Source organism: Agromyces sp. Y182, from assembly GCF_059445385.1.
In genome coordinates this window covers 1,916,104-1,941,013 of the sequence record NZ_JCAIUF010000001.1, presented here as the reverse complement: position 1 = coordinate 1,941,013, position 24,910 = coordinate 1,916,104, and the positions used below count along the sequence as shown (strand labels likewise).

The window sequence follows — 24,910 nt, the reverse complement described above, 5'->3', positions numbered from 1 at the left end:
GGGTGGTGCCTTTCGAGTTCGAGCAGGAGGGGGTCTATTTGAGGCCGGAGAAGGCGATGCCCTCGACGACGCGGCGTTGGAGCACGATGAAGGAGATGAGCACGGGCGCCATCGCCAGCAGCGATGCCGCCATCAAGACGCCGGTGTGCACGCTGGCGCGATACCCCTGGAGGGTGGCCAGCCCGACGGAGAGCGGCATGGATTCCGGTGTGCTGGCGACGACGAGCGGCCAGAGCAGATCGTTCCACGAGGCGAGGATCGTGATGATCGCGAGCGAGACCATTCCGGGCTTGGCCAAGGGGAGCATGACCTGCCAGAAGATCTGCCAGCTGTTGCATCCGTCGAGGCGTGCGGCCTGTTCGAGTTCCCGCGGCATCGTCCTGAAGTACTGCACCATCAGGAACGTCCCGAACGCGCTGAACAGACCGGGCAGTGCGATTCCGAAGATCGTGTCCAACAGACCGAGATTCTGCACGATCTGGTACTGCGGGATCAGGTAGACCTGTCCGGGAACCATGAGGATCGACAGGATCAGGCCCAGCAGGAGCCCCTTGAACCTGAACTGCATTCGCGCGAAGGCGTAGCCCGCCATCGAGCACAGGATGACCTGTGCCACGGTGCGCAGCGCGGTGACCGCGAGGGAGACCCAGAACTGGCTGAGGAACGGAAGCCGCTGGAAGACTTCGACGTAATTCTGCCACTCGACTCCCGATGGCCAGAAGTTCGGCGGGATCGCCATGATCTCCGCCTCGGTGGAGATCGACAGCTTGATCTGCCAGATGAAGGGGAACAGCATCAGCAGCGAGACGATGATCAGGATCGTGTGTGCGAGCCAGTTGCTTCCGTGATTGATCCGGCCGGTCGTCGCGCGGGTTCCGCGACGACCGGTCGAGAGGGCGAAGGTCTCAGTCGACATAGTGAACCCACTTCCGCTGAAGCTTGAACTGCAGGTAGGTGACCACCGCGATGATCACCAGCACGAACATGGCGATGGCGGAGGCGTACCCCTTCTCGTTCGTGAGGAATGCCGCGTCGTAGAACATGAAGACGAGCGACTGCGTCTTGGGCATGACGGGGTTGGTCGGCCCGAGGAGCGCGTACAGCAGGTCGAACAGCTGGAAGCCGGAGATGAGCGTCATCACCGACAGGAAGAAGATCGACGGGGTCAGGAGGGGCACCGTGATCGAGAAGAACTGCTTGGTCTGCGTCGCTCCGTCGATCGACGATGCCTCGTAGAGCTCAGCGGGGATGCCCTTGAGGCCGGCGGAGAGCACGATCATGTTGAAGCCGATGGACATCCAGAGTCCGAGCACGGCGACCGCGATCAGTGCGAACCACTCCGTGGCGATCCACGCTGGGCCTTCGATTCCGAAGACGCGCAGCGCTGAATTGATGACGCCGTAGTCCTGGTTGTAGATGATCTTCCACACCATCGAGATGGCAGTGGGCATCGCAACGTAGGGAAGGAAGAAGCACGTGCGGTACACCATCGCGAACTTCAGGCCGGGGCGGTTCAGCAAGCTCGCGAAGACGGTTGCGATCGGAATGCCCAGCAGGAGGATCGCGGTGTAGATGACGGTATTCAGGATCGAGCGCAACACCTTGGGGTCGCTGAAGAGGCGGACGTAGTTGTCCAGCCCCGTCCAGGTCGTTCCGCCGAACACGCCCCACTCGGTGAAGCTGAAGTAGAAGGACTGCAGGAGCGGCCAGAGGTAGAACGCGGCGACGCCGACGAACAGCGGGAGTACGAACAGGAGCGGCCAGTACCCGTCGACCGACCGGCGCGGGCGCGCCTCGGGTGCCGGCACGGATGCACCCGCAGGCGTGGGTGCGACGGGAGATGCTCCCGGCACCGGGGCGGGCGCCGTGGCGACGCCCACCCCATTCCTCGTCGAGGCCATCGCTCCTACTTCTCCTTGGCGAGGGCTTCGTTCATCTGCTCCGCAAGGTCCTGCGCGACCTCGTCGACGGGGCGGTCACCCGAGTAGGCCTCGGGCAGCAGCTCGGTCTCGAGCTTGTTCCAGGCGCTCGTATTCTTCGAGACCGGGTACGCCTGGGCATAGTCCGTCGCAGCATCCTCGAAGATCTGGAGGTTGTACTCGGGAGCCGAGTCGACGAAGGCCTGCTGGGTGCCGTTGAACGCAGGGTTCGCCACACCGAGCTCGGCCTGGATGATGGCGGCCTGCTCCGAGCCGAGGTAGGTGAGGAACGCCTGCGCTGCAGGGTCGCCGGCGGACTTCGCGTTGAGCACGTTGCCGATGCCGTGAATGACCGTTTGGCGATCACCCGAGGGCGAGAGCGGCAGTTCGATCGCGGTCACATCGTCTTTGATGACGGAATCCAGCAACGCGGAGACCTGCCAGTTGCCGCTCCACATCATGCCGGCCTGCCCGTTCGTGAACCTCGTCAGGCCCGTGGTGTCGGCATTCTGCGCGGGAGTGAGCATGGACCCGTCTGCGACCATGTCCGCCCAGAACTGCAGTGCTTCGATCGACTTCGGGTCGTCGTAGCCCGACTCCCCGTCGGAGATGATGCTTCCGCCGTTGCTCAGAATGGAGGGGTAGACCATCGCCTGAGTGTCGAAGTTGTCACCCGAGCCGATGATCCCCTCGCCGCCCAACGTGTCGCTGATCTGCTTCGCGGCCGCATGGTATTCGTCCCACGTCCAGTCGGACGTCGGTTCGGCGACGCCGGCGCGCGCAAGGATGTCGCGGTTGTAGAAGACGGCGATCGTGTCGAAGTCCTTCGGCACGCCGTACTGCACGCCGTCGAGCGTGTAGATGTCGTTCATCGCCTCGGGGTAGTCGGCCGGGTCCAACACCTTCGCCTCTTCGAACGGCTCGAGCGGGGCCAACAGGCCGTTGGAGGCGAAGAGCTGGAAGTTCGGCCCATTCATCCAGAAGACGTCGGGCAGAGTCCCGGATGCCCCCTGGGTCTGCAGTTTGGTGAAGTACTGCGGGTACGCCGTCAGCTCGATGGAGACATCCACGTTCGAATAGGTCTCGTTGAAGTCGGCGATGAGCGCCTCCATCGCCGGCTGCTGGTTGACATCCCAGATGCCATAGGAAACGTCGCCGGTGACATCGGCGGGGTCGGCATTGACGTCGATCTCGCTGGAGCCGGAATCCGCGCCCGACGCGCAACCGGACAGCAGCACGGCGATCGCCGCGACGCCGATGCCTATTTTCAGGAACCGCATGAGGCTTCTCACTTTCGTTCGTTCATGGGATGGAACACCCGACCGCGCCGTCGACCGCGTGCCGGTCGATCAGCCTCGGACCTGATGCCGGTCGAAGTACTGCTGCACTTCGACGGGGAGCGGGGCGATGACTCGCGGCTTCGATCCGTCCCGCAGCGACTCGGCGGCGGTGACCCCGGTCGCGACGGCCTGCCTGGCGGCGACAGGCGACGTCTCGGTCGCACCGCCGTCGCGCACGAACCGCAGGAACTCGGCCATGGTCAGCTGGTCGGCGTCACCATGACCTGCATCGTCACCGTCGATCGGAAACTCCAGGTCGCCGTGCTCCTGGTATTCGTGGCGCTCGTTCCACACGCGCACGACGCCCCCTGATGAGTCGCCGAAGTTCTCGGCCCGCCCGTGCGTACCGATGATCGTGTAGTTGCGCCAGTAATCGGGCGTGAAATGACACTGCTGGTACGAGGCGAGCACGCCATTGGCGAGCCGCATCTGGATCATCGAGATGTCTTCGACGTCGATGACGGGATTGAGATCGGTCTGCTCCTGCGGAGGCCAGTTGTCGTAGCTGAACCAGTCGCCCATGAGACGGTCGGCGTTGTCTCGGCGTGAGGTGACGTCACCATAGATCATGAGGTCGCCCATGCCCGTGACGAGCTCGGTGTAGGCGCCAGCGAGCCAATGGATCACGTCGATGTCGTGGGCGCCCTTCTGCAGCAGGAGGCTGCCGACACGGCTGCGCTCGGCGTGCCAGTCCTTGAAGTAGTAGTCGCCGCCGTTGCCGACGAAGTGCCGGCACCAGATGGCCTTCACCTCGCCGATGACCCCGCTCTGCACGACGTCGCGCAGGGTGCGCACGACGCTCATGTGACGCATGTTGTGACCGACGTACAGCTTGCTTCCCGACTCATGGGCTGCAGCGAGGATGCGATCGCATTCCGCGAGGCTGATCGCGAGCGGCTTCTCGAGGTAGACGGCGATTCCGGCGCGCAACAGGAACTCCGCGACGTCGGCGTGGGCGTCGTCGGGCGTCGTGATGACGGCGGCGTCGAGGTCGTGCTCTGCGAACTGCCGGTAGTCGGTGACGAAGGCGATGCCGTCGCCGAAGAGCGAGTGAGCGCGCGCTTCGGCCTCGGGGCGAACGTCGGCGACGACGGTGAGCTCTGCGGCGGTGCCCTGCCCCGTCACCCACCGGCCGATGCTCGCTCTCGCGCCGACGCCGACGAGTCCGACTCGGAGTGCGGTGCTCATACGGTCTCATTCACCTCGGTCGGCGTCGTGATGTCGGGCACGGGGACTCCTGAGATTCCGAAGAGCCGGGTGGATGATTTCTGGAATGCGAGTGCGAGCGCTCCGAGCGCTGTTCCCATCGACCCCAGTGGGGACGCCACCACGGGGGGCTTGTCGGCGAGCACGCTGAGGTGGTGGATCTCAGCGCTCAGCATGTCGACGAACAGGTCGGCGGAGTGCGAGAGGCCGCCTCCGACGACGATGAGAGCAGGGTCCACGGCGAGGCTCACCGTCGTGATGAGCGGAGCGATCTCCTTCGTGAACGTGCGCACCTCGTCGAGCGCGGCCGTGTCACCATCGAGCGCCTTCGCGAAGACGCCTTCCGCGGTGTCGGCGCTCTTCCACGTGAGTTGACCCTTCACCGAGTTGCTGGCCCACCGCATGCCGCGCAAGCTGCCGACCTCACCCGAGCTGTTGTGCGCGCCCTGGAAGATCTGGCCGTCGAAGGTCAGCGCCAGGGAGACCCGGTTGCCGGTCTGGATGTAGAGGATGTTCGGCGCCGATTGCGCGGCACCCATGTGATGTTCGGCGAAGGCGGCGAGCTTGATGTCGTTCTCGAGGAACGCGGCGCACGCGAGACGGGCGCCGAGCTCGTCGGCGATCGCGAGACCGTTCCATGCGGGCACGGCGATGCTGTGGGCGAGTCGCCCGTCATCGCCGAGGATTCCCGACACTGCGATGCACGCCGCGCGCAGACGCGTGCCGGGAAGCCCGGTCGCTTCCAGGGCCTGCACGACCGTGTCGCCGACGATTCGCAGACGTTCCCCGCTCTCGGGGGATCCCTCGAAGCTGCGCTCGACACGGGCGATCACTCGACCCCTGAGATCTGCGATGAGCACGCGAACGTTCCGCGGTCCTGCGTCGATGCCGGCGACGAGCGAACTCGTCGCCTCCAACACGAAGCGGCGTGCAGGCCGCCCCCCGCCACTGGATGCACCGTCGGCCGCGTAGCTCGCGACGACACCTCGCTGCTCGAATGCGGCGATGACGGCATCGACTGTCGGACGTGACAGCCCGGTTCTCTGTGCGATGTCGCTCAGTGTCAGCGGCGATGGCGCACTCCGCAGCACGTGAATGCAGGAGAGCGCATTCGCGCGACGAATGTCAGCTGGACCAAACGAGTTCATTCGACCGTTCTCCTCCGTCAGCGGCGCCGCGTGCGGATAACGGTAGCAGGTTACAAAACCTCCTATCGAAACTGTTCCGACCGTCGAACTCGCCTCGCTGCCCCTTCATCACGGCCGCCGCGGGTGATAGCCTCAAGCCACCATCACCCGCGGCGGCGGCTACGATTCGGGTTCCTAGCCTCCTCAGTACTTCGGTGTGATGGCCGGACGAGGAGAAGGAGGGGGCCAACCGCTCTTCGCCCTTGAACGACGCGCTCGCTCGTGCGTGCGCCATCGACGGGACCGCGACCCTACCCGCGTGGTTGTCGATGGCCGGGCCGATGATCCCCTCATCGGCCCGGCGGCCCCAAACTCGTACCCTGAACTGGGGCGTGCCGGAATTCGCCCGACAGCGGCACAATCATCACGGTGGGTTCTGCACCCGACTGACCGAACCTCGACGATGGCCCCTTTGCTCGAGGCGACGCTGGCAGGTCCCACCCAGCGCGCGCCCTCTCCTGGCCGGCTCGACGATCGACCAGGAGAGGGCCCCCGGGACATCCATCATTCGCCGATCGTGCTGCGATGATCTTCTGAGGCGGGCCATTTCATCGAGCGAGAAGCCGCGCGGTCCAAGCTGCGGTGCTCGACCTGTGACCCGTTCCATCGGTTCCCGAGAGCCGCTTCCCCACCGGAGATCCACCTTGGCGATCACGCTGCGCACAGACACGTCCGAGAGATACAAGCCCGAACCGTCGGTGCTCACGGCGCTGCGCACCCCGCGCATCCTCACGAAAGAGGTGCTGGCCGGTCTCGTCGTGGCCCTCGCGCTCATCCCCGAGGCGATCTCCTTCTCGATCATCGCGGGGGTCGACCCGCGCGTCGGGCTCTTCTCCTCGTTCGTGATGGCGGTGTCCATCGCCTTCCTCGGCGGCCGCCCGGCCATGATCACCGCAGCGACCGGCGCCGTCGCGCTCGTCATCGCACCGGTCGCCCGCGAGTACGGGATGGACTACTTCATCGCCACCGTCATCCTCGGCGGAATCTTCCAGGTGATCATGGGCGTGCTCGGCGTCGCGCGCCTCATGCGCTTCATCCCGCGAAGCGTGATGGTCGGCTTCGTCAACGCGCTCGCGATCCTGATCTTCACCGCCCAGCTGCCGCAGCTGATCGGGGTTGCGTGGATGGTGTATCCGCTGGTCGCTGCCGGGCTGCTCATCATGGTGTTCATGCCGAAGCTGACCAGGGTCGTTCCGGCCCCGCTCGTCGCGATCGTGCTGATCACGGTCGCGACCGTCGCCACGGGCCTCAATGTGCCGACGGTCGGCGACCAGGGCGAACTGCCCGAGAGCCTGCCGGAGCTCTTCATTCCGAACATCCCGCTCACCTGGGAGACGTTCATCACCATCGCCCCGTTCGCGCTCGCGCTGGCCCTCGTCGGCCTGCTCGAGTCGTTGATGACGGCGAAGCTCGTCGACGACATCACCGACACGCACTCGCGCAAGACCCGCGAATCGCTCGGCCAGGGCGCCGCGAACATCCTCTCCGGACTGTTCGGCGGCATGGGCGGTTGCGCGATGATCGGCCAGACCATGATCAACGTCAAGGTCTCGGGCGCCCGCACCCGTATCTCGACGTTCCTCGCCGGCGTGTTCCTGCTCGTGCTCATCCTCGTGCTCGGTGACGTCGTCGCGATCATCCCGATGGCCGCGCTCGTCGCAGTCATGATCATGGTCGCGGTCGCGACTTTCGACTGGCACTCCATCCGGTGGACCACCCTCAAGCGCATGCCGAAGAGCGAGACCCTGGTCATGGTCGCCACCGTCGCGGTCGTCGTCGCCACTCACAACCTCGCCATCGGCGTCATCGTGGGCGTCATCGTCGCCATGGTCGCGTTCGCCCGCAGGGTCGCCCACTTCGCCACCGTCGTGCGCACCGTCGACGAAGGCGCCAGCGTGCCGACCGTCAGCTACACGGTCGATGGCGAGCTCTTCTTCGCCTCGAGCAACGACCTCACGACGCAGTTCGAGTACGCCGACGACCCCGAACGAGTCGTCATCGACCTGTCGAATTCACACATCTGGGATGCTTCGACCGTCGCCGCCCTCGACGCCATCACGACGAAGTACGAGCATCATGGCAAGCGGGCCGTGATCGTCGGACTGAACGAAGCGAGCGCCACGATGCGCGACCGGCTGGCTGGCAACTTCGGCGCCGGGCACTGACGTTCAGCTCGCGAACCCGAGTTGCCGCAGGCGAACACCCAGTACGGCTGTCGGTGGTCGGGTGCAGACTGGCTGCATGTGCGGACGATTCGCGAACGACGCAAAGCTCGATGAGCTCATCCAGGAGTTCGTCGCAGAGGGCAACGACTACCGCGACTGGAAGCCCCAGTACTCGATCGCCCCGACCCAGCTCGTGCCGATCGTGCGCGAGCGGCAGAACAAGCAGACCGGTGAGATCACCCGCTCGATCGATGCCGCCGTGTGGAACTTCCACCCCTCGTTCATGAAAGAGTCCAAGCGCCCGCAGTTCAACACCCGCATCGAGACGGTCGCGACCAACGGGCTGTGGAAGGGCGCATTCGCCTCGTCCCGGTGCCTCGTGCCGATGCGCGGCTACTACGAGTGGAGGGGCGAGCCGGGCGACAAGCAGGCGTTCTTCCTGCATGGCGAGCAGCGGCTGCTCGCTGCCGCCGGCATCTACACGGCACGCAAGGTCGGCGACGATTGGGAGGTCTCGACGTCGATCATCACTCGCGAGGCCAGGGATGCATCGGGCGAGGTGCATGACCGCATGCCCGTCTTCCTCGAGCGCGACACGTGGCAGGAGTACCTGGCGCCGGTGAAGCTCGACGACGACGGCAAGGCCGAGATGGTCGAGCTGCTCACGGCCGAGTCCGAACGCGTCGCCTCGACGATCACCAACTACGAGGTCGATCGCCGGGTCAACAACTCGCGTGCCGTCGATCCGACCGACCCGACCCTGATCGACCCGCTCGAGTAGCCGGTCGCGCCGGGGTTCTCTCGGAGCGCTAGCCGACGGTATCGACGGTGGGCACGTCGTCGACGACGATCGTGCGACGCGATCGCACGAAGCCGAAGATGACGAACGCTGCGGCCAGTCCGGTGAGCACGAGTCCGCCGAGGGTGGCGGCGTCTTGGAATTGCGCCGCTTGCTGTGCGGTCCAGTCGGACGCGGTGATGCTCCCGGTGAACAGGGCGGCGAGCAGCGTTCCTGCAACGGCGATGCCGACCCCGTTGGCCACCTCGGTGGTGGTGTCGGTCAGTGCTGCGCCGATCGAGGTGCGATTCTTCGGAAGTCCGCTCAGCACGTTGATCGCCGCGACGACACCGACGACGCGGAGTCCTGCTGCGACGAGAGCGAGAGCGATCGCGACGAAGACGTAGCCGAGACCATTGAAGAGCGTGTAGACGGCAAGGCCGACCACCACTGCGGCGGCGCTCATCCACGCGGCGCGATTGATGCCGACTCGCTCGACGAAACGGTTCACGAACGGGCCGATGCCCAGCAACACGACGACCTGAGGCAGCATGCCGAGCGCCGCCAACGCGGGAGGCCACCCCCAGGCGAGCTGAAGCTGGAGGGTCACCAGGTAGCTGAGGCCGGCAGTCGCGAGGCCCGCCGCGGCCTTGAAGGCGAGACCACTGGAAACGAGCGGGCGGGCGATGAGGCTGAGGTCGAGAAGTGGATGCCGTGCCGTGCGCTCCCGGATCACGAACAGCACCGCTGCCACGACGGCCGCGACGACCAGTGCCCATGGCATCCATGAGCCGGCGCCCTCGTTGACGAATGCCGTGGGGGCGAGGAGGGTGAGAACGATGGTCGCCGTCGCGAGCAGTGCTCCTGAGATGTCGAGGGGGTCGCGGTGAAGCTCGGCCGGATCATCTGCGGCAATACCTGTGCGGATGCCGATGATCGCGAGCACGGCGATCGGTACGTTGATCAGCAGCAGAACCTGCCAGGGCGCTATGGCCAGCACGAGGCCGCCGACTGTCGGGCCGATGGCGAGTCCGACCAGGCCGACCGTCGAGATGAGCGTGATCGCTCGCACCCGCAGGCTCTCCTCATCGAACAGCCTGAAGGCGAGCGCCATCGAACCCGGAGTGGTCATCGCGGCCGCGATTCCCATCGCTACCCGCACGGCGATCAACTGTTCGGCCGTGGTGACGAAGGCCGTAGCTGCGCTCGCGACGGCGAGCAGCACGAGCCCGATGAGCATGACTCGGCGGCGTCCGAACCGGTCGGCGATCGCACCGAACAGCAGCATCAGACCACCGAACACGACGGCGTAGCTGCCGGTCACCCACTGCAGTGCGGTCGTTGACGCCTGCAGGTCGCGGCCGATCGTGGGCAGTGCGACGTTGAGGATCGAGTTGTCGAGCATCTCGAAGAGGAAGATGGCGGACAGGCCGCCCAGGGCCATCCACGAACCTCTCAAGGTTTGGGTGGAACGCAGTTCGTTATTCACGAACACTGTTCTACATGCAGAACATGGTTCGTGTCAAGGTATGGTTGAGTCATGGCCTCACCCCAGCAGCGTCGCGCAGCCCGCCACGCAACCAGCGAACTGCCGCCAGCCTCTCGCAAGGCGCCGATCACGGCCGACCGGATCACGGATGCCGCGCTCGAGATCATTGCCGCAGAGGGCTATGACGCCCTGACGATGCGCAGCGTCGCAGCGCGGCTCGATACCGGCCCCGCGTCGCTGTACGCCCACGTCGTCAACAAGGCCGACCTCGACGAACTCCTCATCGGCCGCCTGTGCAGCCAGCTCGAGCTTCCACCGCCCGTTCCGTCGCGTTGGCGCGAGCAGATCACCGATGTCTGCATCCAACTGCGTGATCAGTATCTGAAATATCCGGGGATCTCCCGGGCCGCCCTGGCGATCGATGTCACCGATCTCGACGTGCTGCGCGTCAACGAGGGGATGCTCGCCGTGCTGATCGCCGGCGGCATCGACCCGCAGGTCGCCGCCTGGACCATCGACGCCCTATTCCTCTACGTCGGCGCATACGCGATGGACATCGCGGTCGCCGATACGGGATCGAACACGGGTGACCATCGACTCGCCACCCAGGATCGAAGAGACTTGATCGCCCGATTCGCCGCACTCCCCGCAGAGCGCTTTCCGAACACCCGCGCATATGCGACCGAACTCACGTCAGGGGCCGAGCACGAGCGCTTCGACTTCACCCTGGGCCTCATCTTGGGAAACCTCGCTCAACCCTCACCCCGGTCGTCACCGGAGCTCAGCGCGGAGACGCCCAGCAAGTCGGCGTCTCGATAATCAGGTCGAATGCTGCGCGTCACGGCTGACCGCCCACGAGAGCTTGTGCGCGCGGCTCGGGAACTCCCAGGATGAGCAGGCTGGTAATCGTTGCCGCGCGGGCGTCGGGGGTCCCATTGGATAGGTGGTTGTCCGCGATGGCGAACACAGCGGCATAGGCGACCTGGCTGAGAACGTCCGCGGGCAGGTGTCGTCCGAATACTGCGCCGTCCTGGCCTCGTTGCACGAGGTCGGCGAGAATCTTGTCGACTGGTCCCAACAGGGCGTGGATCTCCTCGCCGTACTCGCCGCGCCGGAGGGCCAACAGCACTCGGTAACGGTGCGCCAAGGGCCAGAGGCGGGCGATGAAATCGACCCACACCGTTTCGGCTGCTCCGTCGGAGGCGTTGACCTCGTCGAGCACGGCTGCGATCTCGTCCACTGCCCGTTGCGCGAGGGTCCGCACGAGGTCGGTGCGGGTGGGGAAGTGGCCGTAGACGGTGCGGCGCACCACACCGGCAGCGGAGGCGATGTCACCCATGCCGGCGTCCGGGTTCTGCCCGAGGACCTCGAGTGCGACGTCGAGGATGCGATTCCGTGTGTCGTTCATGGAGCGCGTTCGGGCGGATTCGTTCTGCACCATCCAATCATTGCACGACAGTGTGCAATGAAGTAGATTGCACAGCAGTGTGCATTGCACATCGGTATGCAGTGGATCGCTGCGCTGTGAAGCACGAGTTCAGGAGAACAAGTCAATGACCGCATCGACGCCCGCCCCCTCAACCCTCGTCCGCCCATTCACCGTCGCGATCTCCGACTCAGAGATTGAAGACTTGAGGCAGCGACTGACCAGAACGCGATGGCCGAATCCGGAAACCGTCCCCGACTGGTCGCAAGGTGTGCGCCTGGAGAATGCCAAATCGCTCATCGACTATTGGGAGCGAGAGTACGACTGGCGGCGATTCGAGTCGGAACTCAATCGTTTCCCACATTTCCTGACCACGATCGATGGGCTCGATATTCACTTCATCCATGTCAAGTCCAAGAATCCGAATGCGATGCCGCTCATCTTGACGCACGGATGGCCAGGTTCGATCGTCGAATTCCTGAAACTGATCCGCCCGCTCACCGACCCGGTGGCGTTTGGAGGAAATGCCGAAGACTCCTTCGACGTGGTCGTCCCGTCGCTGCCCGGATTCGGGTTCTCCCAGAAGCCGACCGAGACGGGGTGGACTGTTTCACGTATCGCAACCGCATGGGCGGCCCTCATGACGCGTCTCGGCTACGAGAACTGGGCCGCTCAAGGCGGTGATTGGGGTGCCGTTGTCACCTCCGCCCTCGGGGCCATGCGGCCTGACGGCCTTCTCGGGATTCACTTGAACACCCAATACGCTTTCCCCGCACAGATCCCCGAAACGCTGTCACCCGAAGAGCGCTACGCCGTCGACACCCTCGCCCTCTATACCGGCTCCCTCGGCGGATCGAACCACCTTCAGGCCACGAAACCAGAGACCGTCGGATTCGCTCTGGCAGACTCTCCGGCCGGCCAGGCAGCCTGGATCTACGAGAAGTTTCAATCCAAGACCGACAATCAGGGGCTCGCCGAGGACGCGCTCAGCACCGATGACATGCTCGACGCAATCTCGCTGTACTGGTTCACGAACAGTGCCGCGTCGTCCGGCCGCATCTACTGGGAGAACAGTTCGGGCAGCCTGGCTGGCCCGAAGCTCACGTTGCCGGTCGCGGTGACGGTATTCCCGCGCGACATCCCGCGCCTGCCGCGAAGCTGGATCGAAGACACCTACACCAACCTGATTCACTACGGCGAGGCCGACAAGGGCGGACATTTCGCAGCCTTCGAACAGCCCGAGATCCTGATCAGCGAAATCCGTACCGGCCTCAGGAGCCTCCGTTCGTAAGCACGGACCCGGGACACCCCCGTTCCTTGGGAGTCTCCGGAGAATCGGCGACGAGCCCTTGCGGCATCCGCTCACTCTCGGAATCGTGGCTGACTCGCCGCCAGACAGGAAGGGGAGCAACATGCTCACACTCACCGAATCGGCAACCACGGTCGTGAAGGCCATCGTCGCGCAGAGCATCGAGTCGACCGAGGGAGGCCTTCGCATCAACAGCGACGATCCGGAGGCCACCGAGTTCGCGGTGCGCATCGTCGAGGCGCCCGAAGACTTCGATGCGATCGTCGAACGCGACGGCGCGCGCGTCTATCTCGGCACGAACGCCATCATCGCGCTCGACGACAAGGTGCTCGACGCGGAAATCGGCGACGACGGCACCGCCCGGTTCGCCATCGCGACGCAGGGCTGAGTTCGAGGTCGCCCGGGCGAGCGGCCTACGCCGCCGCCTGGGCGATACCGGCCCCCGCGGTACGGGGAGCGGCCCGATCACGGCGTCGACGCGGGCGCCGCCTCGAGCCGGCCGGATGCCACGGCTGCGACGAATGCGTCGTAGTCGCGTTGGTTCTGGTCGGCGTAGCCGACCGCGAAGTCGGCGACCGCCTCATCGAACCGGTCGCTGCCACCGAGGTACGCGGCGATCGCCACCCGGTCACCCGAACGCGCGTGGGCCCGCGCGAGCGTCTCGCCGCAGATGCGCGCGTAGAGCTTCGCCCCGGTCGGCATCGCGTGCTCGACGTCGAAGCCGCCCTTCCAGTCGTGCAACTGTCTCAGGTAGTAATCGCGTTCCACGCCATCATGGCCGGTCACCCGCTGCCAACCGAGGAACAGGTCACTCGCGGCCTGCATCAGGCGCTGCCCTCTGACGACGCGTTCACCGTGATGTTCGTATCGGCTCGGAGCGAGGAAGCGTTCGAGCACCGACGACTGGGACTGTTTCGCCTGCAGCAGCAGCGGGTCGTCGTTGTCACGACCGCGCAGCAGCACGATCCATGCCCTGGTGCCGACGCTCCCGACGCCGACGACCTTCCGGGCCATGTGCACGAAGGTGTACTCGCGCAACGGATGCCTCGAGAGGGACAGCGTCGCCTCGTAGTCACGCAGCAACGCGCGCATCTGCTGTTCATCGTCGTCGCGAGAACGGTCGTCGGGCCGTAAGTCCTCGAGAGGCACGATCAACGGCGGGTCGCCCGTGATTCGCAGGTCACCGTCGACGACGCTCACGAGCTTCGAGAAGGCGCGCATGCCGTCACGGGTTCGGGCCTTCGAGAATGTCGCCTCGGTGCGTTTCACCTCTTCCTTCAGCACCCGGGCCGCCCGATGCTCGTCGCGGACCCATTCGGCGATCTGGTCGGCGTCGAGCCGGTCGTACCAGGCGTCGAGCACGCGCGATGCGGCGGACCGGCGCATCCGCTTGCGATAACCGCGCACCGACTCGACGGTGATCGCTCGTCGCTCGGCCTCGGTGAAGCCGAGCTGTCTGCCTGCGACCTCGAAACTCGCGGCGAGCCGCTTGACGTCCCACTCCCACGGGCCCGGCAGCGTCTCGTCGAAGTCGTTGATGTCGAAGACGAGCTTGCGTTCGGGCGTGCCGAAGACGCCGAAGTTCGAGAGGTGGGCGTCGCCGCAGATCTGCGCAGTGATACCCGAATCGGCGGTGCCGGCCAGGTCTGCCGCCATGATGAGGGCGGCGCCACGGTAGAAGGTGAACGGCGAGACCATCATGCGGGCGTGCCGGATCGGAATGAGCTCGGCGACCCGGCTCGTCGCCTGCTCCTCGAGCAGGGCCACAGGGTCGGGCCGGTCGGCGTCCGGGCGCCAGTCGGCGTGCGCGCCCCTCGGTGAGCGGCGCCGGGCCGCGCGCCCCGATTGGGCGCGGCCCGCGAAGTCGGTCGGCGAGGGTTGCGACTCCTCGGCCTCGGGCGGCGAGATGGCGTCGGATGTCGCGTGGTGCGCGTTCATGGTGCTCCCCCGTTCTTCGTGGCCGCCGGCGAGTTCACGTCACCGGCGGGGCATCCGCATTCTCAGGCCGTCGCCCGAGGACCTCCGCGGGAATGCCGCGGGAGAAGAGCAACGACGCGAGTGCGATCGCGATGAGCGCGAAGAATGCCGTGCGCAGCGACGAGACCTGCGATTCGCTGTAGACGCGGGTGAGTTCTTCGCCCTCGGCCGATGAGAGCCCCGCCTGCTCCGCGATGTCGTCGACATCGGCTGCCGGCACGATCGCCACTCCCGCCTCCGTGCGCTCCGTCACGATCGATCGGACGTCAGCAGGCAGCTCGCTCGACGCCACCCCTGCGGCGAACGAGGTGGCGAGCGCCCCGATCAGCACCGAGCCGATGAGCGCCGTGCCGAGCGAGGAGCCGAGGTTCTGGAACACGCCCTGCAGGCCCCCGACCTCGCTCGTCTGCGACTCGGTCACGCTCGACATGTTGACGTTGCCGAGCTGAGACGCGAGCAGGCCGAGGGCGGCACCCGCGACGAACATGCCGCATCCGAAGGCGATGCTCTGCAGTTCGAGGTCGACCGACCCGAGCAGCAGCACGGAGGCGAGCACGAGCGCCACCTGGCCCCACCGTACGATGCGCCGCGGCGACCAGAACTGCGACAGCCGGGTGCCGATGATCGAGAAGAGGATGAGCGAGATCGAGAGCGGGAAGATCTTGAGCCCCGTCTCGAGCGCGTCGAGCCCGAGAGTCATCTGCAGGTACACCGGCACCATGAAGAAGAGCCCGGCCGTGATCGTGTACTGCGCGCCGAGCACCGCGAGTCCGCTGCGGAGCCGGGTGATCGAGAACAGCGACACGTCGAGGAGCGGCGCACGTCCCGCGGCCGAGAGCCGGCGCTGACGGCGCATGAACAGTGCGAGCAGCGCGCCGCCGGCGAGTATGAGCCACGCACACAGCGAGATGCCGAGCGGTGCGATCTCGACGCCGCCGATCTCGGGCGACTGGAGCGGAACGATCCAGCCCCACGTCTTGCTCTGCAGCATGCCGAGCACCACGAACACGAGCCCGACAGCCGAGGCCAGCACGCTCCACACGTCGATGCGCACCGTCTGACGGGCGGTGCGGTCGGCGATCACGCGGGTGAAGAGCACGACCACGATCATGATGACGACCTCGGCGACGAACACGTACCGCCAGCTCGCATAGGTCGTGAGAAAGCCGCCGATGAGCGGGCCGGCCGCGACTGCAGCGCCCGAGACCGCCCCGATGATCGCGTACGCGGTGATGCGGTCGGGGCCCTCGTAGTTGTCGGCGATGAGTGCCGCGACCGCCGGGATGACGAGCACCGCACCGACGCCCTCGATGATCGACCAGCCGAGGAAGAGGACCTGCACGTTCGGGCTCAGTGCCGTCATGAGCGAGCCGACCGCGTAGATGCACGACCCGATGACGAAGGCCCGCCGCCGCCCCCACACGTCGCCGAGCTTCGCGCCGAGCAGCATGAGCGAGGCCATCGTGAGGGTGTAGAAGGTGATCGCCGTCTGCATCGCCGTGACACTCGTGTCGAGGTCTTCGACCACCGTCGAGATGGAGACGTTCATGACGGTGCCGTCGAGCACCATGACGAACTGGGCGGCTCCGAGGACCGCGACGACCGACCACTTGTTCATGTGACCCCGCTTCCGACAACGACGTGGAACGAGCGGTCGGGCGGGCCGGCTGACCCGGGCGACCTGTGGCAAGGTGCAGCCGAGGTCAGTATGGCAGCGGATGCCTCGCGGCGGGCGGTTTCCACCTCCAGTCGCGGCCGCAAGGGGCGGAGTTCAACCGCGCACGAGGCGCCCGTCCGGAAGCTTGATGACTCCCTCGGCTGCTCTGTTCCAAACGTTCATGCCCTCCACCGTAGGTTCGCTCGCCACGAGTCACCCTGCCGTGTGGGGACTGTGTGGTTTTCCACACCCGCCGCGACGGCTGCCCCCACTGACTTCTCTCCGCCGAGCTCATACGTTCGATGACATGGAAAACGAGGTCGAAAACCTGAATACGATCGCACAATGGGCAATCTCCCTGATGGAGTCTCTGGGCGCTCCCGGGGCCGGACTGGCGATCGCTGCGGAGAATTTGTTCCCGCCGCTGCCCAGTGAGATCATCCTGCCGCTGGCTGGGTTCACGGCCAGCAGGGGCACATTCGGCATCGTCGAAGTGCTGGTGTGGACGACGCTCGGCTCGGTCGTGGGCGCACTGATCCTCTACGGGCTCGGCGCGTGGCTCGGCCGCGAACGATTGCGGCGTATCGTGGCGCGCGTTCCTCTGGTGAAGGTCTCCGACTTCGACCGGGCGGAGCAATGGTTCTCGCGACACGGCACCAAGGCGGTGTTCTTCGGTCGAATGATCCCGTTGTTCCGCAGCCTGATCTCGATCCCTGCGGGGATCGAGCGGATGCCGTTGGGACGGTTCATCCTGTTGACGACGGCGGGCAGCGCTATCTGGAATACGATCTTCGTCCTCGCCGGGTACTTCCTCGGTGAGAACTGGGGATCCGTGGAACAGTACGCTGACGTCTTCCAGCTCCTCGTGATCGCAGCGGTCGTAGGTGCTGTCGCCGTGTTCGTGGTGCTCAGGCTGCGTCAGCGGGCAGGTGGGAAGATGGCCTCATGAGCGTGAGCGGCGTCACGGTCGGCGGCGACCACGGCGCCACCTTCGCCTTCCGCCGTGCCGGCCGAGCGCTTCTGGCGTCGGTGGCGGGGGCCCTGCTGGTGCCGGCGCTCCTGGTCGCGATCATCGCAGCGCCCGTCTCCACGGCGCCCCCTCGAACGGCTGCACGGTGGGTGGCGCGACGGCTGGACTGGGCCGACGGGAAGCACCGAGATGGGCGCCCCATGGGCGGACGCCTGCTCGGGCTGTTGGGGGTCGAGGCGATCCTCGGGTTGCTTGCCGGATGCGTCTTCGCGTTGATTGTGACGGGACTGGTGATCGTCGTCGACATGGTGGTCAGCGCCGCGACCGGCCGACCCGTCGCCGTCTTCGACGCCGAGCCGGGAGCGGTCACCTGGGTCACGGTCGCATACTTCGTGATTCCCGGGATCGTGCTCGCGTTCCTCGCTGTTTCGGGACTCGCTGGGATCGCATGGCTCGACCGTCGAAGCTGGGCGGCCTTGACACGGCCAAGCCTCGGAGAGCTCTCTCGCGAGGTCTCGCGTCTGCACACGACACTCGACGATGTGGTCTCCGCCGTGGATGCCGAGCGGCGCCGCATCGAGCGCGACATCCATGACGGCGTTCAGCAGCGTGTCGTGGCGCTGTCCATCCTTCTGGCCCGGGCCGAGCGCGCACCGGATGCAGCAGAACGACGTGAGCTTCACCAGGAGGCTCGCTCCCAAACTCAACAGATTCTCGACGAGCTCAGAAGTGTCGCCTGGCACACCTATCCGGCCATGCTCGCGAGGGACGGCCTCCCAGCCGCGCTCGAAGCCCTCCGCGACCGCACCATCATGCCGATCCGTCTCCACGTCGACGCCGCCGACCTCACGGATCGCGCTGCAGGAGCCGCCGCGTACTTCGTCGCGAGCGAAGCCGTGACCAACACCATCAAGCACGCAGACGCTTCACGGATCGATATCGAGGTCATTCGCGAGGGAACCGACCTCGTCCTCACCGTCCGAGACGACGGCAAGGGCGGAGCCGATCCCGCCGGCGCGGGGCTGTCGGGCATCAGCTCCCGAGTCGCAGCCCGCGGCGGACGGCTTCGAGTCGAAAGCCCCACCGGAGGCCCGACGATCGTCACCGCGGTGATCCCATGCGGATAGCCCTCGCAGAAGACTCCACACTGCTGCGAGAAGGCATCGCCCAGCTCCTCTCGGCCGAAGGCCACACCGTCACGCATTCGGTCGGGAACGCCGACGACCTCCTCAGGGCGGTCGCATCAGACCCGCCCGAGTTGGTGATCGTCGATGTGCGCATGCCCCCCGACTTCGTCGACGAGGGCATTCACGCAGCACTCCATCTCCGTCGCGAATGGCCCGATGTCCCCGTCATCGTCCTCTCGCAATATGTGGAGCGCCGCCACGCGAGCGAGCTCCTCGACGGCCGCGGCGGCGTTGGCTATCTGCTCAAGGACCGCATCTCGGACATCGGCGGATTCCTCGACGCCCTCAACCGCGTCCGCGCCGGCGGAACCGCGTTCGATCCCGAGGTCATCCGCCAGCTCATCACCGCCAAGAGCGCGCCGGACAGCCGACTTGCCGACTTCACCGCACGCGAACGATCGGTCCTCGAGCTCATCGCCCTGGGCCATAGCAACGCGTCCATCGCCACTCAGCTCTACCTCAGCCAGAGCGGCATCGAGAAGCACATCAACACGATCTTCACCAAGCTCGAGATACAACCCGACACCACGTACAACCGCCGCGTCCTCGCAGTCCTCGCGTACCTCGGCGGGGGATGAATCGGCACCGGACGCAGCGTGGCCGGCGGGCCTCCATTCGCCGGCCGGCTCAGACGTGCACGCTCACCCCGCTGATCGAGGGTGCGCGGCCTCGTTCCCGCGTCGCGTCAGTCGAGCGGCGTCCACTCGTCGGCCGAGACCACGTCGAGCGCGGCGAGTGCCTCGGAGACGGCCGGCTTCGTCTTGCCGCAGACATCGACGGGGTAGCGCACGGAGATGAGCGAGCCGTCGGCGCCCTCGAGCCAGAGCGGTGGCACGATCTCCATCGAGGCTGCGCACACCGTGTCGGGCGGGGCGACGTCATCGGGTGCCGCGAGCGCCCCGAGCAGCGGGCCGAATTCACCCTCGTACCGGGTCATCGTCACCACGACGTCGAGCGCGCCGTCGCTCCGGCCCGCGTCTCGCATCTCGAAGTCGCAACCGAGCGCCGCGACGACGACGAATCCGGCGGGCATCCGCCCGGGTTCGGGAATCGGATCCGTCGCCGGTGCGTCGGGTGACGGCGCGAGCAGCCCGTCGAGCGTGCGGCAGTCGACGGCGTCGTACTTCACGGCCGGGGCATCGGGTTCCTCCACGACGACGGAGGGCAGCGGTGCAGGGGGCTCGGGCAGCGGTGCGGCCAAGAGATTCTGGGCGCACCCCGACAGGAGCGCCGCACCGGCGACGACGGCCAGCAGCCGCGCCGCGGCAGATCGAAGATAGGACATCCGTGCCTCCCGAGCAGTGAGATCGGCTCTCATACTCCACAACGAACGGATGCCTCGAAACGTTGTGGTCCGGTCGCGAGGATAACCCGGCGAAGGCTCAGACGTGCACGCCCTCCATGAACGGCTCGTACCGGTAGCCGTCGGCGTCGAGGATCGCGACGGTCGACTCCGGCACTTCGACGAATGCGCCGGGCAGGTCGTTGAGCGGCTCGGAGACGACGACGCGCGCTTTCTGGCCGAAGAGATGCAGGCGCGGGAAATCCGGGTACATCTCCTGCAGCGTCGGAATGTCCACGGAGTGGAACAACGTGCGCGACTCGCCCTCCGACGAGTACCGGAAGGCCCAGATCGTCGCTCCGTCGGCGATGGCGACCGTGCCCTGCATCGGATACCCGATGCCGTGCTCGTGGCCGGTCTCCTCGACGAACCGCACGGCCTTCGTCATGCCTGCGATCGGGTCGTCGAGGAGCCCGAACGTCAAGGCGAGATGGAAGAGCACCTCCGAGTCGGTCGTACCCAGGATGTGGGGGTAGAGCGACGGATCGACCGCGAAGGTGAGGTCGCGCTTGATCTCGTGGAAGCCGTGGATCACTCCGTTGTGCATGAAGAGCCAGTTGTGGTGGCGGAACGGATGGCAGTTGGTGCGCTGGATCGGCGGACCTCCGGCCGCACGCACGTGGCTGAAGAACAGCGGGCTTTCGATCGACTCGGTGATCTCGCGGAGATTCTCGTCATTCCAGGCCGGTTCGACGCTGTGGAACGTCGACGGATGGCTCCCCGCCGTCGAGCCGACGGGATACCAGCCGACGCCGAAGCCGTCGCCGTTGACCGTTTCGGCGCCGAGTGGCGAATCGAGTGACTGCGCGACGAGCGAGTGCTGCGCGTCGAGGACCACAAGGGAGGGTTGGAGCGGTTCTCCCGAGTATGCAAGCCAGCGACACATGCGACTCAACTCCTTCGTCGGCACCGACAGGGGATGCGGTCAGCCTAGCGCCGTCACGAGCATTCCTCACCGTTTTGCTTCGCAGTGACCCACCGCTTTCGCCCTGTTCGACTCCGTTCGTGGCACGCAGGGTTTCGTCAGCCGGCAGGTGCCGGTTCCGCAGGTGCAGCCGGTTCCGCGGCGATCGGGCACTTCGCGAGTTCGCGCATCTTCGTGGTGGCCTGCTCGAACGACCACGGCAACTCGACCAGTGGCAGCTCGTGGCCGGCCGCCGCACCCGCCTTGGACGCGAGCGAAGCAAGCGCGAACGCCGTCTCACGCACGAAATCCGCACCCGACGTCGAATTGTTGAGCGCCACGACGACGGTGAGGCCGCTCTTCGGGTCGGTGAACGCCGCGGTGAGCGCCCCCGTCGACTCCCCCGCGGTTCCACGCAACGGCCCGTACTCGGCCCCGCCGAGCCCCCACCCGTACCATGCGGGGGTGTCGGCGCCCATCGGGACCAACGTCCACTGCGTGCGAACGGTGCTCTCGTCGAGCAAGGCGCCGGACGCGAACGCGGCGCTCAACCGGCGCGCGTCTTCGAGGCTCGACACGGCGCCGGCGGCCGCTCCGCCCATCGAACTCGATTGCGAAGTGTCGTCGCGACGCACCGCACAGTCGATCGCGCCGTCTTGCGCGATCGCAGCGGAATAGGCGCCGAGGCTGTCGTCGAGCTCGGTGACGGTCGGCGACGGGAGCGAGGTGTCGTCGAGATCGAGGGGGTCGAAGACGTAGCGCTCGGCGAGCTCGTTCCAGCTGAGCCCCGTGCGTCGCTCGAGTGCCATCGCCAAGAGCAGGATGCCCGTGCGCGACTGCGCCCACTGCTCACCGGGTGGCCCGGGGCGCGGCAGCGCGAGCCCGCTCGAGAGCAGCTCGTTCGGCGGCCAGATGCGTTCGGGGTTCGCGACGAAGTGGGTGCGCAGGCTCGGGTAGTAGTCGGCGATGCCGGAAGTGTGCAGGCACAGCTGCCTGAGTGTGATGCCGTCGAGGCTCGGCACCCAGTCCACGTATTGCGCGACCTCGTCGTCGAGCTGCACCTGTCCCTCGTCGACGAGCCGCAGCAGCACCGTGCACGTCACTTCGGTCGTGAGCGTGCCGAGGTGGAACCCGGTGTCGACCTCGACCGGCGCTGGCGTCTCGCTGAAGTCGACGGTGCCCGAGGCACCCGTCCACTCCCCCGACCACGGCGACCACGCGCCGGCGATGCCTCCGCTCGATCCGCTGAGGGCGACGGCCTCGTCGAGCACCGCCTGCAGCTCACCGGCGAGTTGCTCGCCGAAGGCGGCATCGACGGGATCGAGATCGGCCATCGGATCGACCGAGCCGCCGGTGCAGCTCGTGATCGTCAGCGTGAGCGCGCCACCCATCGCCACGGCGAGAAGCCCTCGCCGCCATTTGCCCCTAGCTCCTGCAGCCACCAAGCTCCCCTCAGCCGTGTGCCCACTGAAATTGTAACCTGCCGTTACGGTAGCGCCCGTGCAGCCGGGTCTCCGCCGCCGCAACGTTGCGCAAACGCGACGCGGTCAGCTCGGCGACGACGCGATCTCGCGATCGGCGCCCGACATGAACCGCTCGACATTGCGGTCGACGATGATGTCGCTCGGTCGCAGCGGGCGGGCCAGGTAGAGCCCGTCGAGCGAGGTGAGCCGGCTGAGCGCGACGTAGGTCTGGCCCGGGCTGAAGACGCGCTGGCCGAGGTCGATGATCGCGGTGTCGTAGCTCGCGCCCTGCGATTTGTGGATGGTAACCGCCCAAGCCAGTTTCAACGGGAACTGGGTGAACTCGGCCACGATCTGCTTCTCGAGCTTCTTGCGCGTCGAGTCCCAGGTGTACTTGTACTTCTCCCAGGTGACCTGCTCGATCTCGTGCTCCTCGCCGTCGATCTCGACGCGCACAGCCCGGTCGAGCGAGGTCACCGTGCCGATCGTGCCGTTCACCCAGCGCTGGCCCTCCGGCCCGATCGCGGTGTCGTTGCGCAGGAACATCACCTGCGCGCCGATCTTGAGTTCGAGGTTCTCATCGGCGGGAAACGCGCGGCCGCCGAAGTCGCCGTTGACCTCGGCCTCGTTGCCCTGCGAGTGCCCTGGCAGTCGGTGCAGCTGCGTGCGGTTGATGCGGTTGACCGTGTCGTTGCGGGTCGCGAGCGTGATCGCACCCTGCTCGGGCAGGGGGCGGCGTGCACCCACACTGTTCAGCACGCCGGCGATCTCAGCGGTGACCCGGCCGTGCCGCACCGCGTTCAGCATGAGCTTGAAGTCGTCGTCGTGCTGGCGGTGGATCTCGCCGAGCTCGAAGATGCGCAGATCGGTCTCGCGCCAGACCTTCGCGTCGAAGAACCACATCGAGTCGTAGGTGTCGGCGAAGTAGGCGCGCTCGTCGGCGTCGCCCGGCACCGGCGCGAGTTGATAGGGGTCGCCGAAGAGCACGACCTGCGCGCCGCCGAACGGTTCGAGCGGCCGCTGCCTCGCCTGTCGCAGCGAGCGATCCAGCGCATCCATCAGGTCGGCGTTCACCATCGACACCTCGTCGATGACGAGCGTGTCCATGGCGTTCAGAATCTTGCGCACCGTGTCGTTCTGCTCGATGACGTGGTCGGCGATGACCCCGATCGGCAGCCGGAACAGCGAGTGGATGGTCTGGCCGCCGACGTTCAGGGCTGCCACGCCCGTCGGCGCGCAGATCACGATCTGCTTTTGCGTGTGCCAGTTCAGGTGATTCAGCAACGTGGACTTGCCGGTGCCCGCGCGGCCCGTGACGAAGACGTGCTCACGGGTGCCTTCGATCGCCTGGAACACCGCCGCCTGCTCGCGGCTGAGGGTCACGTTCTGCACTGGGGCGCTTTCGATTCGGCGAGCGGATGCCGCGGGGCGGGTGTTTCGCTCCCACTGTAACCGTCTCGCCGTGGGGCCTGCGCGGCGCTGGGGATATCCTCAGGCCCGGCCGCTGCCTCCCACCTAGACTTGGGCGGGTGGGGAGCTCCGGAGTGCGCGGTAGTCGGGTGTCGCCGCTGTCCGTCGCCGGTTGGGCCGGGCTCGCGGTGCTCGTCATCGGCGCCTTCTTCGCCGCGCTCGGTGCCCTCAACCAGACGGTCTACGGTGCCCAGAACTTCATCGAGCGCTACCTCACGGCCATCGCGAACGACGACATCGCGACCGCCTCGACGACCCCGGGTGTCGCGCTCGATGCCGAAGAGCTCGAAGCCCTCGGGCTGCCGGCGAACGTGTCGACGGCGATGCTCCGCACCGGCGTCGTCGAGTCCGGCCCCGAAGACATCAGCATCGTCAGCGACGTGGCGCACGCCGACGGCATGCACACGGTGACGGCCACCTACCGACTCGAGACCGCGATCGTCGAGGCATCCTTCGACGTGCGACCCATCGCACCGCTCTACGGCGTGCTGACCCGCTGGGAATTCGCGGTCAGCCCGCTCGCCGTGATCGACGTGACCGCCGCGCACAACCCGCTCTTCACCGTGGGGTCGCTCACCCTCGACTCTCGCGCGACGAAATCCGGCGACGAGCTCGCCGCGTTCACGCAGGTCACGCCGTACCTCGCGATCGCACCGGCGGTGTACGAGTTCTCGTACAGCTCGGTGCTGCTCGAAGCCGTGCCGGTGTCGGTGCAGGCGGATGCGTCGGCGCGTGTGCCCGTGACGGTCGACGCGCAGCCGACCGCTGCGTTCGTCGAGCGGGTGCAGGTCAGGGTCGACGACTTCCTCGCGAAGTGCGCCACGCAGACCGTGCTGCAGCCGGCGGAGTGCCCGTTCGGCATCGAGATCGACGACCGCGTCGTCGGAGAGCCGGCGTGGAGCATCGTGAGCGTGCCGCAGGTCACCCTCACCCCCGGCGAGTCATCGTTCGACATGCCGCCGACCGAGGGTGTCGCGCACATCTCGGTCGACGTGCAGTCGCTCTTCGACGGCCACCACTTCACGCTCGAAGAGGATCGCCCGTACACGATCGCCCTCTCGGCGACGATCCAGCCCGACGACACCATCGCGATCCAGCTGAAGTAGCCTCCGCCCGCCTCG

22 protein-coding genes are annotated in these 24,910 nt (G+C 66.5%); 9 read left to right on the top strand and 13 right to left on the bottom strand.

The features are described 5' to 3' along the window. Positions 1-34 precede the first annotated feature (34 nt). The 5 genes from AC1C2R_RS08930 to AC1C2R_RS08910 are packed head-to-tail and all read right to left on the bottom strand — an operon-like array spanning position 35 to position 5,613. Positions 35-916, bottom strand: a complete 882-nt coding sequence (locus AC1C2R_RS08930) for a carbohydrate ABC transporter permease (RefSeq protein ID WP_495352122.1) — start codon at positions 914-916, stop codon at positions 35-37. Further along, a complete protein-coding gene (locus AC1C2R_RS08925; protein WP_495352121.1) occupies positions 906-1,901 on the bottom strand; it encodes a carbohydrate ABC transporter permease in 996 nt (331 codons plus the stop codon). Before AC1C2R_RS08925 ends, AC1C2R_RS08930 begins: the two co-directional genes overlap by 11 nt. Before the next feature lie 5 nt (positions 1,902-1,906). Further along, complete coding sequence (locus tag AC1C2R_RS08920; RefSeq protein ID WP_495379689.1) at positions 1,907-3,211, bottom strand: ABC transporter substrate-binding protein; 1,305 nt, start codon at positions 3,209-3,211, stop codon at positions 1,907-1,909. Between the two features lie 57 nt (positions 3,212-3,268). After that, positions 3,269-4,447, bottom strand: coding sequence for a Gfo/Idh/MocA family protein (locus AC1C2R_RS08915; protein ID WP_495379688.1), 1,179 nt, complete (start codon positions 4,445-4,447; stop codon positions 3,269-3,271). Then, on the bottom strand, positions 4,444-5,613 hold the full coding sequence (locus AC1C2R_RS08910; protein WP_495379687.1) for an ROK family transcriptional regulator: 1,170 nt from the start codon (positions 5,611-5,613) through the stop codon (positions 4,444-4,446). The genes AC1C2R_RS08915 and AC1C2R_RS08910 overlap by 4 nt, the downstream gene beginning before the upstream one ends. Positions 5,614-6,302: 689 nt before the next feature. Here AC1C2R_RS08910 and AC1C2R_RS08905 point away from each other — a divergent pair. Together AC1C2R_RS08905 and AC1C2R_RS08900 are read left to right on the top strand one after the other, a co-directional pair. Continuing rightward, positions 6,303-7,817 (top strand): SulP family inorganic anion transporter, encoded by a 1,515-nt coding sequence (locus AC1C2R_RS08905; protein ID WP_495380390.1) that lies wholly within the window; start codon positions 6,303-6,305, stop codon positions 7,815-7,817. 76 nt (positions 7,818-7,893) lie between these two features. After that, positions 7,894-8,598 (top strand): SOS response-associated peptidase, encoded by a 705-nt coding sequence (locus AC1C2R_RS08900; RefSeq protein ID WP_495379686.1) that lies wholly within the window; start codon positions 7,894-7,896, stop codon positions 8,596-8,598. A gap of 28 nt (positions 8,599-8,626) precedes the next feature. Here the strand turns inward: AC1C2R_RS08900 and AC1C2R_RS08895 are convergent, their stop codons facing one another. Beyond that, positions 8,627-10,039 carry an MFS transporter gene (locus AC1C2R_RS08895; protein ID WP_495379685.1) on the bottom strand — a complete coding sequence of 471 codons (1,413 nt, stop codon included), beginning with the start codon at positions 10,037-10,039 and terminating at the stop codon, positions 8,627-8,629. 96 nt (positions 10,040-10,135) lie between these two features. Between AC1C2R_RS08895 and AC1C2R_RS08890 the strand changes: the two genes are divergently transcribed. After that, positions 10,136-10,903, top strand: a complete 768-nt coding sequence (locus AC1C2R_RS08890) for a TetR/AcrR family transcriptional regulator (RefSeq protein ID WP_495379684.1) — start codon at positions 10,136-10,138, stop codon at positions 10,901-10,903. 19 nt (positions 10,904-10,922) lie between these two features. Here the strand turns inward: AC1C2R_RS08890 and AC1C2R_RS08885 are convergent, their stop codons facing one another. Then, positions 10,923-11,492 (bottom strand): TetR/AcrR family transcriptional regulator, encoded by a 570-nt coding sequence (locus AC1C2R_RS08885; RefSeq protein ID WP_495379683.1) that lies wholly within the window; start codon positions 11,490-11,492, stop codon positions 10,923-10,925. A 145-nt stretch (positions 11,493-11,637) separates the two neighbouring features. Between AC1C2R_RS08885 and AC1C2R_RS08880 the strand changes: the two genes are divergently transcribed. Both AC1C2R_RS08880 and AC1C2R_RS08875 read left to right on the top strand, forming a co-directional pair. After that, positions 11,638-12,801, top strand: coding sequence for an epoxide hydrolase family protein (locus AC1C2R_RS08880; RefSeq protein WP_495379682.1), 1,164 nt, complete (start codon positions 11,638-11,640; stop codon positions 12,799-12,801). A 121-nt stretch (positions 12,802-12,922) separates the two neighbouring features. After that, positions 12,923-13,207: an iron-sulfur cluster assembly accessory protein gene (locus AC1C2R_RS08875; RefSeq protein WP_495379681.1), complete on the top strand. Its 285-nt coding sequence runs from the start codon at positions 12,923-12,925 to the stop codon at positions 13,205-13,207. 77 nt (positions 13,208-13,284) lie between these two features. Here the strand turns inward: AC1C2R_RS08875 and AC1C2R_RS08870 are convergent, their stop codons facing one another. Further along, positions 13,285-14,757 (bottom strand): DUF2252 domain-containing protein, encoded by a 1,473-nt coding sequence (locus AC1C2R_RS08870; protein ID WP_495379680.1) that lies wholly within the window; start codon positions 14,755-14,757, stop codon positions 13,285-13,287. A 34-nt stretch (positions 14,758-14,791) separates the two neighbouring features. Then, positions 14,792-16,414 (bottom strand): MFS transporter, encoded by a 1,623-nt coding sequence (locus AC1C2R_RS08865; RefSeq protein ID WP_495379679.1) that lies wholly within the window; start codon positions 16,412-16,414, stop codon positions 14,792-14,794. A gap of 346 nt (positions 16,415-16,760) precedes the next feature. On the opposite strand from AC1C2R_RS08865, the gene AC1C2R_RS08860 reads away from it, so the two are divergent. Genes AC1C2R_RS08860 through AC1C2R_RS08850 form a run of 3 tightly spaced genes read left to right on the top strand, consistent with a single transcriptional unit; the run spans position 16,761 to position 19,188 of the window. Then, complete coding sequence (locus tag AC1C2R_RS08860; protein WP_495352109.1) at positions 16,761-17,402, top strand: DedA family protein; 642 nt, start codon at positions 16,761-16,763, stop codon at positions 17,400-17,402. Then, a complete protein-coding gene (locus AC1C2R_RS08855; RefSeq protein ID WP_495379678.1) occupies positions 17,399-18,550 on the top strand; it encodes a sensor histidine kinase in 1,152 nt (383 codons plus the stop codon). Before AC1C2R_RS08860 ends, AC1C2R_RS08855 begins: the two co-directional genes overlap by 4 nt. Continuing rightward, positions 18,541-19,188 carry a response regulator transcription factor gene (locus AC1C2R_RS08850; RefSeq protein WP_495352107.1) on the top strand — a complete coding sequence of 216 codons (648 nt, stop codon included), beginning with the start codon at positions 18,541-18,543 and terminating at the stop codon, positions 19,186-19,188. The genes AC1C2R_RS08855 and AC1C2R_RS08850 overlap by 10 nt, the downstream gene beginning before the upstream one ends. A gap of 107 nt (positions 19,189-19,295) precedes the next feature. On the opposite strand, the gene AC1C2R_RS08845 is transcribed toward AC1C2R_RS08850, so the two are convergent. The 4 genes from AC1C2R_RS08845 to AC1C2R_RS08830 form a co-directional block, all read right to left on the bottom strand. Further along, positions 19,296-19,895 (bottom strand): hypothetical protein, encoded by a 600-nt coding sequence (locus tag AC1C2R_RS08845; RefSeq protein ID WP_495352106.1) that lies wholly within the window; start codon positions 19,893-19,895, stop codon positions 19,296-19,298. Positions 19,896-19,992: 97 nt separating this feature from the next. Beyond that, on the bottom strand, positions 19,993-20,838 hold the full coding sequence (locus tag AC1C2R_RS08840; RefSeq protein ID WP_495352105.1) for a class II glutamine amidotransferase: 846 nt from the start codon (positions 20,836-20,838) through the stop codon (positions 19,993-19,995). A 137-nt stretch (positions 20,839-20,975) separates the two neighbouring features. Then, entirely contained in the window at positions 20,976-22,298 is a 1,323-nt protein-coding gene (locus tag AC1C2R_RS08835; protein WP_495352104.1) for a serine hydrolase domain-containing protein, read from the bottom strand. A gap of 105 nt (positions 22,299-22,403) precedes the next feature. Continuing rightward, complete coding sequence (locus AC1C2R_RS08830) at positions 22,404-23,711, bottom strand: ATP-dependent DNA helicase (RefSeq protein WP_495352103.1); 1,308 nt, start codon at positions 23,709-23,711, stop codon at positions 22,404-22,406. Positions 23,712-23,848: 137 nt separating this feature from the next. Between AC1C2R_RS08830 and AC1C2R_RS08825 the strand changes: the two genes are divergently transcribed. Then, entirely contained in the window at positions 23,849-24,895 is a 1,047-nt protein-coding gene (locus AC1C2R_RS08825) for a hypothetical protein (RefSeq protein ID WP_495352102.1), read from the top strand. Positions 24,896-24,910 lie beyond the last annotated feature (15 nt).